This is a genomic window from Pseudomonas sp. LBUM1676, assembly GCF_059695605.1.
The window spans coordinates 237,182-253,946 of the sequence record NZ_CP166777.1 but is presented as its reverse complement, the minus strand read 5'-3'; the positions used below and the strand labels follow the sequence as shown (position 1 = coordinate 253,946).

At 58.2% G+C, this 16,765-nt stretch carries 17 protein-coding genes and 1 pseudogene; 8 read left to right on the top strand and 10 right to left on the bottom strand.

Going from position 1 to position 16,765, the window contains the following annotated elements:
- Nucleotides 1-151: 151 nt before the first annotated feature.
- Entirely contained in the window at nt 152-631 is a 480-nt protein-coding gene (locus tag ACA041_RS01185) for a glycine zipper domain-containing protein (protein WP_497439526.1), read from the top strand.
- A 68-nt stretch (nt 632-699) separates the two neighbouring features.
- Here the strand turns inward: ACA041_RS01185 and ACA041_RS01180 are convergent, their stop codons facing one another.
- The 3 genes from ACA041_RS01180 to ACA041_RS01170 form a co-directional block, all read right to left on the bottom strand.
- The gene (locus ACA041_RS01180) at nt 700-1,119 is read right to left on the bottom strand and encodes an acyl-CoA thioesterase (protein ID WP_497441984.1); all 420 of its coding nucleotides are present in this window, start codon (nt 1,117-1,119) and stop codon (nt 700-702) included.
- A gap of 107 nt (nt 1,120-1,226) precedes the next feature.
- Entirely contained in the window at nt 1,227-2,453 is a 1,227-nt protein-coding gene (locus ACA041_RS01175; RefSeq protein WP_497439525.1) for a 3-hydroxyacyl-CoA dehydrogenase, read from the bottom strand.
- Between the two features lie 167 nt (nt 2,454-2,620).
- Entirely contained in the window at nt 2,621-4,555 is a 1,935-nt protein-coding gene (locus tag ACA041_RS01170) for a RecQ family ATP-dependent DNA helicase (RefSeq protein ID WP_497439524.1), read from the bottom strand.
- 267 nt (nt 4,556-4,822) lie between these two features.
- Here ACA041_RS01170 and ACA041_RS01165 point away from each other — a divergent pair, with 267 nt between their 5' ends.
- From ACA041_RS01165 to ACA041_RS01155, 3 genes are all read left to right on the top strand, one after another.
- A complete protein-coding gene (locus tag ACA041_RS01165; RefSeq protein WP_497439523.1) occupies nt 4,823-5,896 on the top strand; it encodes a S8 family peptidase in 1,074 nt (357 codons plus the stop codon).
- Between the two features lie 271 nt (nt 5,897-6,167).
- Nucleotides 6,168-6,500 carry a hypothetical protein gene (locus ACA041_RS01160; protein WP_497439522.1) on the top strand — a complete coding sequence of 111 codons (333 nt, stop codon included), beginning with the start codon at nt 6,168-6,170 and terminating at the stop codon, nt 6,498-6,500.
- Between the two features lie 230 nt (nt 6,501-6,730).
- Nucleotides 6,731-7,027 carry a hypothetical protein gene (locus tag ACA041_RS01155; RefSeq protein WP_497439521.1) on the top strand — a complete coding sequence of 99 codons (297 nt, stop codon included), beginning with the start codon at nt 6,731-6,733 and terminating at the stop codon, nt 7,025-7,027.
- 68 nt (nt 7,028-7,095) lie between these two features.
- Here the strand turns inward: ACA041_RS01155 and ACA041_RS01150 are convergent, their stop codons facing one another.
- The 3 genes from ACA041_RS01150 to ACA041_RS01140 all read right to left on the bottom strand — a co-directional run bounded on the left by ACA041_RS01150 (nt 7,096) and on the right by ACA041_RS01140 (nt 9,253).
- Nucleotides 7,096-7,677: a PP2C family serine/threonine-protein phosphatase gene (locus ACA041_RS01150; RefSeq protein WP_497439520.1), complete on the bottom strand. Its 582-nt coding sequence runs from the start codon at nt 7,675-7,677 to the stop codon at nt 7,096-7,098.
- An 83-nt stretch (nt 7,678-7,760) separates the two neighbouring features.
- Nucleotides 7,761-8,462 carry a nucleotidyl transferase AbiEii/AbiGii toxin family protein gene (locus tag ACA041_RS01145; RefSeq protein WP_497439519.1) on the bottom strand — a complete coding sequence of 234 codons (702 nt, stop codon included), beginning with the start codon at nt 8,460-8,462 and terminating at the stop codon, nt 7,761-7,763.
- On the bottom strand, nt 8,459-9,253 hold the full coding sequence (locus tag ACA041_RS01140; protein WP_497439518.1) for a MarR family transcriptional regulator: 795 nt from the start codon (nt 9,251-9,253) through the stop codon (nt 8,459-8,461). The genes ACA041_RS01145 and ACA041_RS01140 overlap by 4 nt, the downstream gene beginning before the upstream one ends.
- 180 nt (nt 9,254-9,433) lie before the next feature.
- Here ACA041_RS01140 and ACA041_RS01135 point away from each other — a divergent pair.
- Nucleotides 9,434-9,589, top strand: a pseudogene (locus ACA041_RS01135) (DUF1493 family protein); the annotation flags it as partial.
- Nucleotides 9,590-9,729: 140 nt separating this feature from the next.
- Here ACA041_RS01135 and ACA041_RS01130 read toward each other — a convergent pair.
- The 3 genes from ACA041_RS01130 to ACA041_RS01120 form a co-directional block, all read right to left on the bottom strand.
- Nucleotides 9,730-11,271 carry a phosphoenolpyruvate carboxykinase gene (locus ACA041_RS01130; protein ID WP_497439517.1) on the bottom strand — a complete coding sequence of 514 codons (1,542 nt, stop codon included), beginning with the start codon at nt 11,269-11,271 and terminating at the stop codon, nt 9,730-9,732.
- 181 nt (nt 11,272-11,452) lie between these two features.
- Nucleotides 11,453-12,355: an Hsp33 family molecular chaperone HslO gene (gene hslO, locus ACA041_RS01125; RefSeq protein WP_497439516.1), complete on the bottom strand. Its 903-nt coding sequence runs from the start codon at nt 12,353-12,355 to the stop codon at nt 11,453-11,455.
- Between the two features lie 182 nt (nt 12,356-12,537).
- A complete protein-coding gene (locus tag ACA041_RS01120; protein WP_497439515.1) occupies nt 12,538-12,945 on the bottom strand; it encodes an RNA-binding S4 domain-containing protein in 408 nt (135 codons plus the stop codon).
- A gap of 116 nt (nt 12,946-13,061) precedes the next feature.
- Between ACA041_RS01120 and rimA the strand changes: the two genes are divergently transcribed.
- From rimA to rimK, 3 genes are read left to right on the top strand one after another with little or no spacing between them, the layout of a single operon-like run.
- Nucleotides 13,062-13,841 (top strand): S6 modification regulatory phosphodiesterase RimA, encoded by a 780-nt coding sequence (gene rimA, locus ACA041_RS01115; protein WP_497441983.1) that lies wholly within the window; start codon nt 13,062-13,064, stop codon nt 13,839-13,841.
- A 16-nt stretch (nt 13,842-13,857) separates the two neighbouring features.
- The gene (gene rimB, locus ACA041_RS01110; RefSeq protein ID WP_064675392.1) at nt 13,858-14,337 is read left to right on the top strand and encodes a retropepsin-like aspartic endopeptidase RimB; all 480 of its coding nucleotides are present in this window, start codon (nt 13,858-13,860) and stop codon (nt 14,335-14,337) included.
- Complete coding sequence (rimK, locus tag ACA041_RS01105; RefSeq protein WP_064675391.1) at nt 14,334-15,239, top strand: 30S ribosomal protein S6--L-glutamate ligase; 906 nt, start codon at nt 14,334-14,336, stop codon at nt 15,237-15,239. The genes rimB and rimK overlap by 4 nt, the downstream gene beginning before the upstream one ends.
- A gap of 157 nt (nt 15,240-15,396) precedes the next feature.
- On the opposite strand, the gene ACA041_RS01100 is transcribed toward rimK, so the two are convergent.
- Nucleotides 15,397-16,710: an ATP-binding protein gene (locus ACA041_RS01100; RefSeq protein WP_497439514.1), complete on the bottom strand. Its 1,314-nt coding sequence runs from the start codon at nt 16,708-16,710 to the stop codon at nt 15,397-15,399.
- Nucleotides 16,711-16,765: the final 55 nt, after the last annotated feature.

Genomic DNA, 16,765 nt, shown 5'->3' with positions numbered 1-16,765 from the left:
AGTAACTAAAGACCGGCAAAAAACAGTTAAGTTCCGCCTATAAAACAGTAACTTATAGAAATGTGTTGAAGTCGTGTTACTCGTCGGATTTCGATTGTCACAACCATGACACAGCCTCAGGATCGCGCCGTCATCCCCTTGAGGTTTCTCTATGAAGTTCTCCTCGATTCTCTTGTTGTCCCTTGGCCTGGTCAGTGGCTTCGCTTCTGCCGGCGGCACCACCGAAGCAGGTGTGGGCGGCGCATTGGGCGGGGTTTTGGGCTCGGTCGTCGGTCAGTCGTTAGGCGGCAGTACAGGTTCCACCATTGGCGCGGCCCTGGGCGGCGCGGGTGGTAGCGCAGTCGGCGCAGACAAACGCAGCCGTGGCGAAGCCGCCATCGGTGGTGCGTTGGGCGCAGCGGGCGGTAACGTGGTTGGCCGCAGCATGGGCGGCACCACCGGCAGCCTGATCGGCTCCGCAGCAGGCGGCGGCGCTGGTGGCGCGCTGGGTAACTACATGGGCAACAAGAGCGATGACGACGATGATGATCGTCGTAGCCGTGGTGATCGTCGCTACCGTGGCGACCATCATGATCGTGGTAACCACTACGGGCATCGCAAGCATCATCACAAGAAGTATCGCCGTCACTGAGGCCCGCATGGCCTCGTAGACAGCAGATGAAAAAATCGCAGCCCGGAGGCTGCGATTTTTTTTGCCGGTCAAATCACCAGTCGCTCCAGCGCCCCGCGCAACCCGGCAGGAATCGCCACGGGTTGATTCGATGCGCGATCAACGAACACATGCACAAAGCGCCCCGCCGCGCAGGCTTCGTCTTCGCCTGCCTTGAACACCGCCAGTTCGTACTGCACAGAACTGTTGCCCAGCTTGCCCACGCGCAAACCGATCTCGATCCGGTCCGGGAAAGCGATAGAGGAAAAATAATCACAGGCCGAACTCACCACAAAACCCACGACTTCGCCGTCATGGATATCCAGGCCGCCGACTTCGATCAAGTAGGTGTTCACTGCCGTGTCGAAGAAGCTGTAGTAGGTCACGTTGTTGATATGGCCGTAGGCATCGTTGTCATGCCAGCGGGTGGTGACGGGCTGGAAGTGAGGATAGTCGGTGCGTTCGGGCATTGGAGTAGACATCAGTGTCGGTTCCTGGAGTTGGATTGCCAGTTTAAGGCGAATAACCGCGTTATCGTTCTTCGCGAGCAAGTCGAATCGTCGCACCGCCACATCAATCACATGTCAGCAAACCCTTTCCCCTGCGCCACCAATTCACCCATCAACCGCGCCGGCCGCCAGTGATCACCTTGCCGGGTCTCAAGCGCCAACAACCGCTGATGGATATCCGCCAACCCCTGCTGGTCCGCCCAGGCCATCGGCCCGCCCTTGTCCATCGGGAAACCATAACCGTTGAGGTAAACCAGATCGATGTCGTGTGCAGACCCGGCAATGCCTTCCTGAAGAATCTTCGCCCCTTCATTGACCAGTGCCAGCAAGCAGCGCTCCAGGACCTCCTCAGGCCCGATCTCGCGACGATGGAAGCCCAGCTCCTCGCTGATCTGCAGCACCAGCGCATCGACCGTCACATCGTGCTCAGCCTGCCGACTGCCCGGTTCATAGTGGTAATACCCGTCACCACTTTTCTGACCAAACCGTCCCAGCTCGCACAAACGGTTGTCTACCTGCACCTGCGGCGCATCCTGCCCCTTGCCCGCGAGCTGCCGGGCACGCCATTCCAGATCGATGCCGACCACGTCGTACATGCGAAACGGCCCCATGGCGAAGCCGAACGCTTGCAGTGCCGCGTCGACCTGATAGGGATAAGCACCTTCGAGCAACATTTTGCGCGCTTCGAGTACATAGGGACGAAGCATGCGATTGCCGATGAACCCGGGACAGTTACCCGACACCACACTGACCTTGCCCATGCGCTTGCCCAGCTCCAGCGCCGCAGCCAGCACTGCCGGCGACGTCTGCCCGCCGCGGACAATTTCCAGCAGTTTCATGATGTGCGCCGGGCTGAAAAAGTGCAGGCCCAGGACCTGTTGCGCACGGCGAGTGGCTGCAGCAATGGCGTCGATATCCAGCGCCGAGGTGTTGCTGGCCAGAATGGCTTCGGGTTTGAGCAGGCCATCCATTTCGGGGAAGATTTTCTGCTTGAGCTCGAGATTTTCGTAAACCGCTTCAATGACCAGATCGACATCGTGGATTGCCGCATACCCGACCGCCGCTGTCACCCGCGCTACACGCGCATGTGCCTCGCCCTGATCGAGACGACCCTGGCGCACGTGCTGGGCGTAGGTGTCAGCCACCGCAGCCAGCGCCTGCTCAAGCATCCGCGGATCGTTGTCGAGCCATTGCACGGGCACCCCGGCGTTGGCCAGGCACATGACAATGCCACGGCCCATGGTGCCCGCGCCGATGACGGCTGCGCGCTGAATGTCGAACGGCGTCTGGCTCATGATTGTTCTCTTGTTGGCGATCCGAAGACAGCCCTCACCATAGTCAGCCGCCGGAGCTTTTTGAAATTTATTCCTGTGATGAGCGACATTCAGCGGATGGATATGGTCAGGCCAGACACCGAGATCCCTGTGGGAGTGGGCTTGCTCGCTCCCACATCGACCGGATTTCAACCTGACAAATGCGCCTCGGCCCACTCCCGCACTTGGGCATACGGATAATCCTCCAGCGTCGCAAACCCCGAAATCGACTTGACCTTGAGCTTGGTAAACAGCGGAACGCTGATCCCGCACAGAAACCGCGTCACGCGCTCAGCCGATGGCGCGCTGCCGGTGTGCTGCTCATGCCTGTGGATAAAATCACTGCACAGCACTTCGAAATTTTTATCCACAAGCGCCGGTAACGCCGGTGGTGCCGGCAGTCGCGCTACCTGCCCGTGACACACCGAGCAATGCCCGCATTGCCGGGGCGCATTCTCGTCGCCGAAGTACGCGGCCAGCCGATAACCCAGGCAGTGGTCGGTGGCGAACAGCTCCAGCATGGCGTGAATCCGCGCGATTTCGGTGCGTTCATGCTGGGTGAAACAAGCGTGCAGCTCGGCGCTCAGGGCCTGACTGTCGAAATCCGTTTGCAGCAAGCTGTAGACCTCGGTCATCTGCTTGCTTTCAAGCTCCACCCACCCCTTCTCCTGGAAATAGTCCAGCGCCCTGACCACCCGATTGCGCTCGGCTTGATGCTGCTCGTACAGCGCATCGAAGTTCACCGTAGCCCAGGTTCGCGCACGGGGGGAGGTCTGGATGATCGCCGCGACGAAATCCCTGCGCTCACCCTCGAAACGAGCCAGCAAGACTTCGGGTTCCTGCAAATACTTGAAGCGATATTCGGCGTAATAGGCGTAGCGCGGCGCGATGATCCTTCGCAGCTCCAACTGCACCAGCAAGGTTTTGAGCGGCAGCTGGCGAATGTTGCTCTGATCCGCGAGCGGGCCCAACAGAAACTCCCACTGCCCTTCGGGTGCCGCGGTCTGCAACTCATCCAGCACGCGGCGGATGCCGTCCAGTTCCGGTGTGTCGCCGTAGACGAAGTTTTCCAGCACGTTGAGGCTGTCGCGGTTGGCCAAAACCAGGCAGTCGGATGGCTGTCCGTCGCGCCCGGCGCGACCGATCTCCTGGCTGTAGTTTTCGATGGATTTGGGCAGGTCGAAATGCACTACGTTGCGGATGTCACTCTTGTCGATACCCATGCCGAAAGCGATGGTGGCGACGATGCAATTGGACTGGCCGCCCATGAATCGTTTCTGGATCGCTTCTCGTTGTTCATGGGGCAGACCGGCGTGGTAGGCCTCGGCTTGAATGCCATTGCGACCCAGGTGTTCAGCAATGTGTTCGGCGGTTTTCTGCAGAGTGATGTAGACGATGCTCGGCTGGCCGGGACGCTGGCTCATCCATTCGACAAGGCGTCTGCGTTTGTCCTGACCGCGCACCGGTTCTACCCATAGATTGAGGTTGGAGCGGTAGAAACCGGTGGTCACCACATCTTCGGGGGCGATGGCGAACTTTGCCTCCATATCGGCAATTACCTTGGGGGTCGCCGTGGCGGTCAGCAGCAGCGCCTGCGGGATGTTGAACTGGCGCTGATAGTCAGGAAGCTTGAGATAGTCGGGGCGAAAGTTGTGGCCCCACTCGGAAATACAGTGCGCCTCGTCCACCACCAGCAGCGAGATCGGCACTTGCTGCAAGAAATTGCGGAAACGTTCGTTTTTCAGGCGCTCCACGGAAATCATCAAAATCTTCAGCTCGCCGGACTTCGCCCGGGCCATCACATCGCTGGCGTCCTCGCGGCTCTGGGCCGAATCGATACTGCCCGCCGCAATGCCATGGCGTTGCAGGAAGGCCAGTTGATCCTGCATCAGCGCCAGCAGCGGCGAAACGACCAACGTCAGGTGCGGCAGCAACAGGGCCGGCAATTGATAACAAAGAGATTTGCCCGAGCCGGTCGGAAAAATCGCCGCCGCCGAGCGCCCGGCTAACACAGCGCTGACCGCCGCTTCCTGGCCGGGCCGAAACTGTGGATAACCGAAAACCTGTTCCAGGGTGTTGTGCATAAGCTGTCACTCCGTTGACTGCTGCGATGCCAAAAGCCTAGCCGGCGATCGCAGCGAGTCGAGAAAAGGTCTGGGGTAAAAACGATACGGGATGATACAGCGTCCATCGGGTCAACCTTCGCCATAGGCTGAAACAAACGGGGCACTTTGCCTCCATCACATGTGCTCATTTCCACCGGTAAGGTTCACCTTCGAAAGAACCCTTCTGCGCGGAACCTCATCACGGCAGGACATCCGAAGCGCGCAGATATTCATCAAGGAACGACCATGCTTCAACGACCCAGTTTTTCGCTCGCCTCTGCGCTTGCACTGCCATTGCTGTTGAGTGGCTGCCTGACAACCCCTGTGCAACCGGCCATCGATCCGACCCGCTTCGAAACACCGGAGTACCAAGCCCAGAAGGGCCTGGCAATCATTCATGCATCAACCCTTTATGCCCGCGGCGGCACCGGCCAGGGCGTGGCCGTAGCGCTGGTTGACTCCGGTTTGAATACCAGCCTGCCGCAATTCCAGGGACGAATCCGTGATCCGGGCTTTGACTATGTCGAGAACAAGCCCGGCACTTTCGACCGGATCGGTCACGGCACACAGATGGCCGGCATACTTGCAGCCAACAAGGATGACCAGGGCATGCACGGTGTTGCGTTCAATGCACAACTGATCCCCTTTCGTTTCGGCGACGACAACGAGCCATTTTTCTTCGACAGTGAAATTGCCCAATCCTGGCAAGCCGGTTTCGACAAGGGCGCGCGCATTCTCAACAACTCGTGGGCCAATGCCATCCCGGCGACGGAGATCAACGAGGCACGCTACAACCAGGTCATGCCAGAGTCCTTGGTTACCGCGCGTAAATTGGTCCAGGACGGCGCGGTATTTGTGTTCCCGACTGGCAACGAACTGAAACGAGAACCGCTGGCCGAACCCGGCTTACCGCTCGCCCTACCCGAACTGGAAAAGGGCTGGATCGCTGTGGTGGCACTGAAGAACGACGGCAGTGCCATCAATGCAAAGTCCAATTACTGCGGCGTGGCGGCAGCCTGGTGCATCGCCGTACCGGGTGGCGATTCCGGCGCGGGGCAAGGCCTGCTGACCACCAGCAAGGACGGCAACTACGTGCAGACTGCCGGCACCTCTCCCGCTGCCGCGCTGGTCAGCGGTGCCCTGGCGGCATTGCACAGCCGCTATCCCGAGCTTACGGCCCAGCAAGTCCGCGAACGCCTGTTGGCAACGGCGAACCGCACTGGCATCTATGCCAACAGTGAGGCGTACGGTAGAGGATTGATGGACCTTGAAGCGGCCTCGCGCCAGGCCCCGTCCAGCAATCCCGACACGACACCTTAGAAAAATCCTACACAATCTGGCGCGCACCATACCGGGGGGTGTCGCGCTTCGCCTGACAAACCAGTGGGATTTTTTACCTTCAGGGACTCTGCTGTAAAAAACCTCGCAAGCGCGTAGGCCGAATCCCAAAAAGCCGGTAAACCCCCTACAAAACCTGTCCATCGCGGCTGTCTTGTCCCATCGAGCCTCACCCTTCTATAGTCTCCGGCGAGGCTGAAACGTGTGTCGGCCTGCCGGCGAGACTGCCCGACTTCCCACAGGACTGACCTCGATGAACAACCCCGATCTACTTACAGACCGCTACCGCCCGCTAAGAACCAGCTACAGCGACACCCCCGTGCTGGTCATCGACACCGAGGCCGACCCTCACGAAATCCTCGACGCCGCCCGCCAACGCATCCGCGCCGCCAGCGACCTGCTCGAAACGCTGTACTGCCTGTGCTTCAAACAGGCCGACGCGAGCGACATCCCCAACATCGTCAGTGCCCTCTACCTGCTGACCCAGGATGGCAACGAACTGCTCGAAGTCGCCCGACAGCGATTACCAAAAACCGCCGCCGGTCGATGTCCCTGTGGGAGCGAGCCTGCTCGCGATAAACGATAACGCGGTGCGCCTGATGCCAATCAATTCGCAAGAAATTCCGCGCTGAACAAACCTGTAGGCAACGCCCTATGAAAGCTTCATCCCGGGACTACAACTGAAAATGCCTTGTCTTCTATCGCAGCCCGGGAGTTCACTTCTATAGTCGAACAGTCGCTGCCAAATCAGCGACTCGAGTTTGGTCACTCGAAAAAGAGACGCACATTTTTCCATTTAGATAGAGGTGTCCCTCAGTGACCACATTAAATCCGTTCGTAAATCGCTATCGTCCACTCCAAACCAACCTCACCGATTCCCCGCCCCTGATCATCGACACAGAAGCCAACCCCCAAGACATCCTCGAAGCCGCCCTCCAGCGCATCCGAGCCTCCAGCGAGCTGCTCCAAACCCTGCACTGCCAATGCTTCAAGCACGGTGACGTCGAAGACATCCCCCACATCACCCACGCGCTCTACCTCTTGACCCAGGACGGCTGCGACCTGCTAAAAGTCGCACAGCAACGCATGGTGAACTGGAAAGCGCCTGCCTGACATCACGCACTAACCGGCAAGCCGCGCTTTTGTGAAGGCTGGCTTGCCTGCGATGAACGCACCGCCTACTAACGAACGTCGATCCAGGTCACGTCGTCGTCCACGTCAGTGATAGCAATATCAGGTTTCCTTAGGGCCTCAGCCTGAAGAAACTCGCTCATGTCGGCCCAGAAGCCGTCCGTAGCAAACACTAACCGTTCACCAGCGAACGCAGTTCGGATCGTAATCTCCGGATCAGGCACTTTGCCGATCTTGTAACTTCGAGTAATTCGGTTACGTGCTGGATCGCACGCCAGTTCACGGTGCGATCGATCGCGCTTCCAATTAGCCAGGCAGTGAGGCGTCGTTATCCAATCAATTCCCATCTCTGCATCAACTATCCCGCAGCCGCAGTCACCCTCGTAAGCAATCGTCAGCAAGTCGTTTGCGACAACCGCCACCAAGTAGCTTGTTGATCCTGAGAGTTCGGAAAATAATGGGGCATGCAGATCAGTGAGCACCGACCGAATCAACTGCGCAGCCAATTCATGAGTAGCATCGCCGATTCCCTGCCTGACTCTCGACTGATAGGCGTCCATCAGTTTCTGAGCCAACCCTTGGGCAAGTTGGCCGCTACCGGGCTTTGAGGTGCCATCGACGATGACAAACAAGCCCCTGACCCCATCGAATATTGCGCCAGCGTAATCACGATTTTCATCCCTCGCCTGCCCTTTTACGGATCTGGTCGCGTATATCATCCTAGCTGGCTCAACTCTTTCATACGTTGAAAAATGAGCTTGCCGCGTTCCGGGTTGGCTCTCACAGAACTTGAGCTTTGAATCGCATAATCAATGCCGTTGAGTTTCGTCAGGCCCCGAACACCACTGGCTATGAACTGCACTAGTTCAGCATCAGCGCTCAAAACCTCTTCCAGTAGCCCTGGCCGACCGTCGATCAAAATGACGATATCCTCAACGTCCTTGTGATACGGATCCCCTTCACCACGACCGCTGAAGGCTTCAAGCTTGGTAGCAAGAAAGTAGGGCGGCTCGAAAATCTTGATTTCAGTCCCACCTGGTAACGCGAACTTCACCGCGTGAGCGAGCCCCTCAACGAACCAGCGGTTTGCATAGCCAAGCACAGCCGCATCTGACGGCATCACATCAACGATGATGTCGTTGAACCGGAATCGGCAATTGACCTCATCCTCTCCTGTGATCTTGAATCCCTTCGCAAACAAGCGCTGCGTCAACTTTTCCCAAGCTGGAATACCCGCAAGTTCGATTACCAAATCAACGTCATCAGTGAAACGGATGTCGTCGAGCACAGCGTCATCGGTGACCAGCATCGCGGTTGTGCAACCGCCGACGAAGGCAACCTCCGACAAAAACTCATCCCCCAATCCCTGCGCGACGAACTCAATCATCTCGTAGTTGTGGTCAGCATTCGTGCTCACAAGCCCATACCTGCCTTCAATAAATTAATGGCCACATTGCTCTCCCTCGGCCCCCCCACCCTTACCGCATCGGCAAGCGCCAAATAGTGATAAAGCGTCCGATCTTTCTTCACGGCATCAGGAACGGTTTTGTACAGAGGCTCAATGGCTTGCCCTCTCTCACTGCCGATCGGGTCAGGCCAGACGGGTATCAGATCACCTGCGCTTTTCAGGTGCTTAGATAACGCTGGCGCGGCAAAACCTGTCGGGATACCACGGACAATGGCGCCCAGCTTCACAGGGAAAAAGTATTTGAGCGCATGCTCTGCAATGCCCAGCAGCGCTCGACGATTGACCTGCGGCAGATGGGTTTCAAAATCATTTGTCAGAAGACCTGCTTCACGGCAACGAGCGATCGAGTTCGATATTTCGCTCTTGCTTAGGCCTAGCGAGGACGAAAGAGCTCTGAGCGAGTAACACTCCGCCCAACTGGTAATTGGAGTTTCCGGCTCAGGATCATCCCACCCCTCCCAACCTGCCAGGGTCTGTTTACCCCATTCGGTGGTGTTCGAACCGAACAACCCCCAATCTGGGTATTGCTCCTGCTCTATAAATGTTCCGGCAGTAACAACCTCGTTTTTTGAATCAGCGAAGGTGGCATGCCCAATTTCAGATACATTCTTCAGGGCAAAACCCGGTGCCGGCGCACCACCGATAATTGCCCCTGAGACTGAGCCGCCCATTTGGAACCCTTCCTCCTGAGCACGCAGACTGGTCATCTTGAATAGAAGAAAAATATCTTGACTCTTCATGAACTACAAAACCCAAAATGTCCACATTCCATAAAACGTGGACATTTGTCGCATGCATAAACTTTTGTTGTCAAGGACTTTTAAAGCGCATTGGCTGCGGTAGGCAAACCTCGATCTAAAAGCGAAAGCTCATTCGAATTCGAAACACTCCGGCTCATGCAATCATCCCCGTCCCAAACGTACGACGCCTATCGCTACTTCCAGCCCGAAGGCTTTGACGTATTCCTCAAGCACCGGGCCAAGGGGCATGGCGACAAGGTCCCGCTGACCATCGGAATGATTTACCAAGCGATCAAGTTGCAACGATGGGATACACAGGAATCGGAAGGGATCTAGCTGAGCCCGTAAGTGCCATTATTCTGGCCGTTTGAGGCCTTTTCAGTTGGAATAATGGCAGTTGTATCTTTGATGACCCGAATTGCGCCCACAAAAAAGCCGCCCCTAAAGGCGGCTTTCTCATTACATCAAACCAACGCTTACAACTTAGGCCCAGCAGCCTTGATCGCGTCGCTCACTTCGAACTTCTTGAAGTTCTCAACGAACAACCCAGCCAATGCCTTAGCAGCCTCATCGTAAGCAGCCTTGTCAGCCCAGGTGTTACGTGGGTTCAACAGGCCAGTCTCAACGCCCGGCACAGCCAGTGGCACGTCGAGGTTGATGGTGTCGAGGTGTTCGGTTTCAGCACCGATCAACGCGCCGCTCTGGATCGCTGCGATCACGCCACGAGTGGTCGGGATGTTGAAGCGTTTGCCGACGCCGTAGCCGCCGCCGGTCCAGCCGGTGTTGACCAGGTAGACCTTGGAGCCGAAGCCGCGGATGCGCTTGATCAGCAGCTCTGCGTATTCGCCGGCCGGACGCGGGAAGAACGGTGCGCCGAAGCAGGTGGAGAAGGTCGACTTGATGCCGCTGCCGGAACCCATTTCGGTCGAGCCCACCAGTGCGGTGTAGCCGGACAGGAAGTGATAGGCCGCTTGTTCTTCGCTGAGAATCGACACTGGCGGCAGCACGCCGGTCAGGTCGCAGGTCAGGAAGATCACAGCGTTTGGCTCGCCACCGAGGTTCTTCTCGGAACGCTTGGCAACGTGCTCCAGCGGGTAGGCGGCGCGGCTGTTCTGGGTCAGGCTGACATCAGCGTAATCGGCGTGCTTGGCGTCGTCGATCACGACGTTTTCCAGGACTGCGCCGTGCTTGATGGCTTTCCAGATGACCGGCTCGTTCTTCTCGGACAGGTCGATGCACTTGGCGTAGCAGCCGCCTTCGATGTTGAAGACAACGCCTTCGCCCCAGCCGTGCTCGTCGTCACCGATCAGGTAACGGCTTTCGTCGGCGGACAGGGTGGTCTTGCCGGTGCCGGACAGACCGAAGAACAGGGTCACGTCGCCCGCTTCGCCAATGTTGGCGGCGCAGTGCATTGGCAGCACGTCGGCGGCCGGCAGCAGGAAGTTCTGCACCGAGAACATGGCTTTCTTCATTTCACCGGCGTAACGCATGCCAGCGATCAACACTTTCTTCTGAGCGAAGTTGAGGATCACGCAACCGTCGGAGTTGGTGCCGTCACGCTCTGGCACGCACTCGAAGTTGGCAACGTTGAGCACTTGCCACTCATCACGGCCAGCCGGGTTGTACTTTTCCGGGTTGATGAACAGGCAACGACCGAACAGGTTCTGCCAGGCAGTCTGGGTAGTCATCTTCACGGCCAGGTAGTGGTCTTCAGACGCACCTACATGCACGTGGGAAACGAAATGCTCTTGCGCATTGTTGAACGCTTCAACGCGGTTCCACAGGGCATCGAACTTGTCGGCCGGGAACTTGCGGTTGATCGGGCCCCAGGCGATGGCGTCCTGGGTGGTCGGCTCTTCAACGATGAAACGATCGACTGGCGAGCGGCCGGTACGGTGACCGGTGCGAACAACCAGCGCGCCGGTATCGGCAAGCTCGCCTTCACCGCGATTCAGGGCTTCTTTAACCAGATCATCAACACTCAGATCGGTGTACACGGCGTTATTGGCTTGCGTCATGAGGTTCCCCGTCGGCCATTGGCCGAGTGTGCTCCAAACGTTTTGTAGTAGAAAGTCGTGCACTACTACCGCGAAAAAAGTGGGCCGGATTATGCCAGAAAAGCCCAAAAATAGTAGGGCCCTCCCGTCGTAACGGCGTTATTCCGGCACTAACCAGTGAATTTACCTGCGCTGAACCGTTTTAGTGACGGGTATCTGACGGCGTCTCGACGCCCGCTCCGGCGAACAATTGAACGATATCGGCGGCGTCGAACAGGTAGCGTTCGTTGCAGAACTGGCAATCGATCTCGATTTTGCCACCGTGTTCGATGACCAGTGCCTGCGCGTCTTCAAGTCCCAAACTGACCAGGGCATTGGCAGAACGTTCGCGCGAGCAGCTGCAACGAAAGCGTAGTTTCTGCACATCGAACAGACGAACCTGCTCTTCATGGTAGAGGCGATGAAGTACGGTTTCGTTGTCAAGACCAAGCAATTCATCGGCGGTCAGGGTGCTGGCCAGCGCGGTGATGTGCTGCCAGCTGGCGGCGCGCTCTTCTTCATCTTTCAGACGGTCGGCAGGCAACTGCTGCAACAACAGGCCACGGGCACGACGGCCATCGGCGTACAGCCAGAAGCGCGTGTTCACCTGCTGGGACATGACGAAATAGTTGGTGAAACAGTCGGACAGGGTTTCACCGTCGAGATCGACGATGCCTTGGTAGCGCTGGCCCTGGGTCGGGTCGACGGTCAGCGCCAATACGCCGTTGGGCATCAGGTCGGCGAGGGTCGCATCAGGTGCGATTCTGTCGGCCTCATAACGGGCCAGGCCGCGGATTTCACGCTCGCTGGAGCACTCGATCATCAGCAGCGGCACCGGGCCATCAGAACGTGCCTGAAGAATCAGCAAACCGTCGAACTTCAAAGTGCCGACCAGCAACGACGCTGCCGCCATCAGTTCGCCGAGCAGCTGCGCGACCGGCTCCGGATAGGGATGTTTGGCCAGGGCTTCGGCGTAGCTTCGCTCCAACGTAACCAGCTCGCCGCGGGTGTCGCTGTCATCGAAGATGAAGCGTTGGGTGTAGTCGGTATCCGTCAGGTCGGTCATAGGTCTGGGTATCTGAAGTAATGGCAAGGGTTACAAGCGTAGAAAATTGCCTCGGTTGCGTGGTGCGCAACGTTCAGCCAAGGGTGGCATTTTATGAACAATCCGCGGTTTGTTCCAAGCGAGGTGCAATTTGCGCCCGATTGCTTCGTGCAAGTCGCCCGAATCACACAGATACAACAGGATCACTCGTCGTTGCTACTGCCACGAAACTTGAACAAATCCCGTCGCTGTTTCTTGCTCGGCTTGCCATCGGTGCTCACGCCCAGCGAACCGGCCTTGCGCATGGCCGCTGCCGCTTCGCGCTTGGCGATGCTGGCTTCGGTTTCAGCGTAGAGCGCCTGAGCCTGCGGAGCGCCACGGCGCACGATGGATAACGCCTGGACGACCACCGTGCGTTCCTCGAAGCCTTGGCGAATCTGAAACTCGTCGCCGATCCTCGGTTCCTTGCCCGGCTTGCAGCGCTCGCCCCGGCAATGCACCTTGCCGCTTTCAATCGCCGACTTGGCCAAGGCACGTGTTTTATAGAAACGCGCGGCCCACAACCATTTATCGAGACGGACCTTGTCGTCCTCTTCCTGTTTTTGTGCCACTTGAATTCCTCATTCAGCTCATAGTCGGAACTGTACTACCGTTTCTGTCGGGCGCAAGAACCCGGCCCTCCAGATAGAATGTGATCAAGGCCGGTTCACCGGCATGGAGTGATCGAGTGACTATATTTCCGTCTTCATTGACCTCGCCCAAGGTCGGCTGCCAGGGTTGCCAACAGAGCGAGCCATTGGGCTTTGATTTTGCCTTCGCCTATCAACCGATCGTTGATCTGCGCGACCGGTCGGTTTTCGCCCATGAAGCATTGGTACGAGGCGTTGCCGGAGAGGGTGCGCTGTCGGTGCTCGATCAGATCACGGACCAGAATCGCTACCGCTTCGACCAGCTCTGCCGGACCCGGGCCATTGAAGGCGCGGCAAATTTAAATATGCAGACACACTTGTCGATCAACTTCATGCCTAACGCCGTGTACCGTCCAGAGCTGTGTATTCGCAGCACCCTGGAGGCGGCAAAAAAACACGATTTCCCCATCGAGCGGCTGATTTTCGAAACCCTGGAAAGCCAGCACGTAGATAACTATCGCCATTTGACTAATATTCTGCGTGAATACCGCGAATTCGGCTTCAAGACCGCCATCGACGATTTCGGGGCGGGCTACTCGGGGCTCAATCTGCTGGCTGATTTCCAACCGGACCTGATCAAACTCGACATGGCACTGATCCGCGATGTCGACCGCGATCGTGTTCGTCAGGCTATCGTTCGGGGGGTTGTCACAATGTGTGCGGAGTTGAACGTTACAGTCATCGCCGAAGGCATTGAAAGCGCTGGAGAACGGGATTTCCTGGCGGACTGTGGAATTTTTCTGATGCAGGGTTACTGGTTCGCCAAACCTGCATTCAAAGCGTTGGCCCCAGTGAATCCCGGGGCCTGGACGCGTTAATCGCCGGTTTTTCCTATTGAAGACATTTGACCATTTGACCGTTGTCGGTCTGCGCGAGTGGGTGGCGCTCCCTGATTTGGGAGTCGCGGGCCTGCGGGCAAAAATCGACACCGGCGCCAGCACTTCCAGCCTGCACGCCACCGACATCGAGCCGTTCGAGCGCGAGGGCGAACAGTGGGTTCGCTTTACCGCGCACCTGGGCACGGTGGTGCAACTGCGTCACCGGCGCTGCGAAGCACCACTGGTGACGAGAAAGACCATCAAAAGCTCCAATGGCCACGCACAGATGCGTTACGTGGTCAGCACCACCCTGGCCCTCGGCGATCGGGTCTGGCGGGTCGAGTTCACCCTCGCCTGCCGCAAGTCCATGCGTTATCGCCTGTTACTCGGCTCCAAAGCCCTGATCGACGGCCAGTTGGTGGTCAATCCAGGCATCAAATATGTTCAAGACAAGCCGGTGTTCCCGGTATCTACCTCTTCCACAGGTGTTGCATGAAGATCGCTGTGCTGTCGCGGAACCCGCGTCTGTATTCCACTCGTCGTCTGGTCGAAGCCGGGACCGAGCGTGGCCATGAAATGGTGGTGATCGACACCCTGCGCGCCTACATGAACATTGCCAGCCATAAACCGCAGATCCACTACCGCGGCAGGCCGCTGGAAGGTTTCGACGCGGTGATTCCGCGGATCGGTGCGTCGGTGACGTTTTATGGCTGTGCGGTGTTGCGTCAGTTCGAAATGATGGGCGTGTTTCCGCTCAATGAATCGGTGGCCATCGCTCGCTCGCGGGACAAGCTGCGTTCGTTGCAGTTGCTGTCCCGCCGTGGGATCGGTTTGCCGGTCACCGGTTTTGCCCACTCCCCGGACGACATTCCCGATTTGATCGCGATGGTCAATGGTGCGCCGCTGGTGATCAAGGTGCTGGAAGGCACCCAAGGCATCGGCGTGGTGCTGTGCGAAACCGCGACGGCGGCGGAGTCGGTGATCGAGGCGTTCATGGGCCTCAAGCAGAACATCATGGTTCAGGAGTACATCAAGGAAGCGGGCGGTGCGGACATTCGCTGCTTTGTGGTCGGTGACAAGGTGATCGCGGCGATGAAACGCCAGGCCAAGCCCGGGGAGTTTCGCTCCAACCTGCACCGGGGCGGCAGCGCCAGCCTGATCAAGATCACACCGGAAGAACGCATGACGGCATTGCGTGCGGCAAAGGTGATGGGTTTGGCGGTGGCCGGTGTAGATATCCTGCGATCCAATCATGGGCCGCTGGTGATGGAAGTGAATTCGTCGCCGGGGCTGGAGGGGATCGAGACCACCACCAGCAAGAACGTGGCGGGGATCATCATTGAGCATCTTGAGAAGAATGGTGGGCCGAATATGACGCGGACCAAAGGTAAGGGCTGATTCCTGATCTTTGCGGTAGCAGTGATGCCGCCTTCGCGAGCAGGCTCGCTCCCACAGATGATCTGCGGTGGATGAAGATCTCACATCCGGCGCAAATTCAGGTGGGAGCGAGCCTGCTCGCGAAGAGGCCGTCCGCCGCAACAAAGGTGTTAGCCCTTTAAACCGCATCCCGGGGCAACATCAACCCCAACGGCAACCGCACCCGCGCTTCCAGCCCGCCCCCGGAACGGTTGCGCAACTCGACATTGCCGCCATGCATCGAAGCAATCCGTTTCACGATCGCCAGGCCCAGCCCGGTGCCCTTGCCACCTCGGGCACGGTCACCACGAGTGAACGGGTTGAAGATCGCCTCAAGCTCCGACGGATCAATCCCCGCGCCACGGTCCATGACGCTCAGCACCACATACGGCGCGCTGACATCCCCGGATACATAAGCCGCCACCTCGACCCCGCTGCCAGCGTGATGCAAGGCGTTGCCGATCAGGTTGTTCAGCAGACGTTTCATCGACACCCGACGTAGCGGGAAGGGTTGGATCGGTTCCAGGCGCAGCCGCACTTTTTCTTCATTCTGGTTATACGGCGAGGCAACTTCACGCACCAGGTCGGTCAAGTCCACCTCTTCCACCGACTCGTCACGGCCATCGCGGATGAAGGCCAGGAACTGATCGAGAATCGCGTCCATGTCTTCGATGTCGCGGACCATGTCGTCCGTCAGGTCGCTGTGGTCGCCCATCAATTCCAGGGACAGGCGCAAACGGGTCAGGGGCGTGCGCAGATCGTGGGACACCCCGGCCAGCATCAACTCGCGCTCGCGGCCAGCTTGTTCGACGTCTTCGGCCATCTGGTTGAAGGCACGGTACACCTCGGTCATTTCACTCGGCGTATCGCTGATCGGCAGGCGCACGCTGCGGCCCTGACCGAGTTGCCGGGCGGCATAGACCAGACGTTTCAGGGGTTGGTTGAGCTGGCTGACAAAGATCCACGCCGAGGCGGTGGACAGTAGACCGATGGCGAGAAACCAGCCGAGCACGTTCCAGATTTTCTGGCCGCGCAGCGGATGCGGGTAAAGCGGTACTTTCAGCCAGCCATCACCCAGGCTGGGGGCTCGAACCCACAGTGCCGGCGGGGAGTGCATGCGTAATCGCACTTCGGTGTCTTCCCCCAGTTCGGCCTGCATCTGTCGCTGGTAGATCTCGCTGTAAGGCCAGTGCTGTTCACCTTCCGGCACACCGGCGCCCACCACCCTGATCAGGGTGGCGGCATCGGCGATCTTCTCGCGGTTTTCTTCATCCGCCGCCCAATAGGCGCGCAGCGTCAGGGCGACGCCGTGGCTGTATTGGCGGTCCACCAGCACGTCTTCGTTCATCAACAGGTAAACCAGGGTCAGCGCCTTGGAGAACAGGACGACGATCAGCACCAGCCAAAGGGTGCGTGAAAAAAAGCTCTGGGGGAACCAAACGGGGGTTTTCATTGATAACCGCTACATACATGCAGAAGCGAGCGATGCTCGCATATTGCAGATCGCG

What these genes read in the sequence shown, in the direction of transcription:
- ACA041_RS01185 (WP_497439526.1), top strand. Translation starts at nt 152, where the DNA reads ATGAAGTTCTCCTCGATTCTCTTGTTGTCCCTTGGCCTGGTCAGTGGC.
- ACA041_RS01180 (WP_497441984.1), bottom strand. Translation starts at nt 1,119, where the DNA reads ATGCCCGAACGCACCGACTATCCTCACTTCCAGCCCGTCACCACCCGC.
- ACA041_RS01175 (WP_497439525.1), bottom strand. Translation starts at nt 2,453, where the DNA reads ATGAGCCAGACGCCGTTCGACATTCAGCGCGCAGCCGTCATCGGCGCG.
- ACA041_RS01170 (WP_497439524.1), bottom strand. Translation starts at nt 4,555, where the DNA reads ATGCACAACACCCTGGAACAGGTTTTCGGTTATCCACAGTTTCGGCCC.
- ACA041_RS01165 (WP_497439523.1), top strand. Translation starts at nt 4,823, where the DNA reads ATGCTTCAACGACCCAGTTTTTCGCTCGCCTCTGCGCTTGCACTGCCA.
- ACA041_RS01160 (WP_497439522.1), top strand. Translation starts at nt 6,168, where the DNA reads ATGAACAACCCCGATCTACTTACAGACCGCTACCGCCCGCTAAGAACC.
- ACA041_RS01140 (WP_497439518.1), bottom strand. Translation starts at nt 9,253, where the DNA reads ATGAAGAGTCAAGATATTTTTCTTCTATTCAAGATGACCAGTCTGCGT.
- ACA041_RS01130 (WP_497439517.1), bottom strand. Translation starts at nt 11,271, where the DNA reads ATGACGCAAGCCAATAACGCCGTGTACACCGATCTGAGTGTTGATGAT.
- hslO (WP_497439516.1), bottom strand. Translation starts at nt 12,355, where the DNA reads ATGACCGACCTGACGGATACCGACTACACCCAACGCTTCATCTTCGAT.
- rimK (WP_064675391.1), top strand. Translation starts at nt 14,334, where the DNA reads ATGAAGATCGCTGTGCTGTCGCGGAACCCGCGTCTGTATTCCACTCGT.
- ACA041_RS01100 (WP_497439514.1), bottom strand. Translation starts at nt 16,710, where the DNA reads ATGAAAACCCCCGTTTGGTTCCCCCAGAGCTTTTTTTCACGCACCCTT.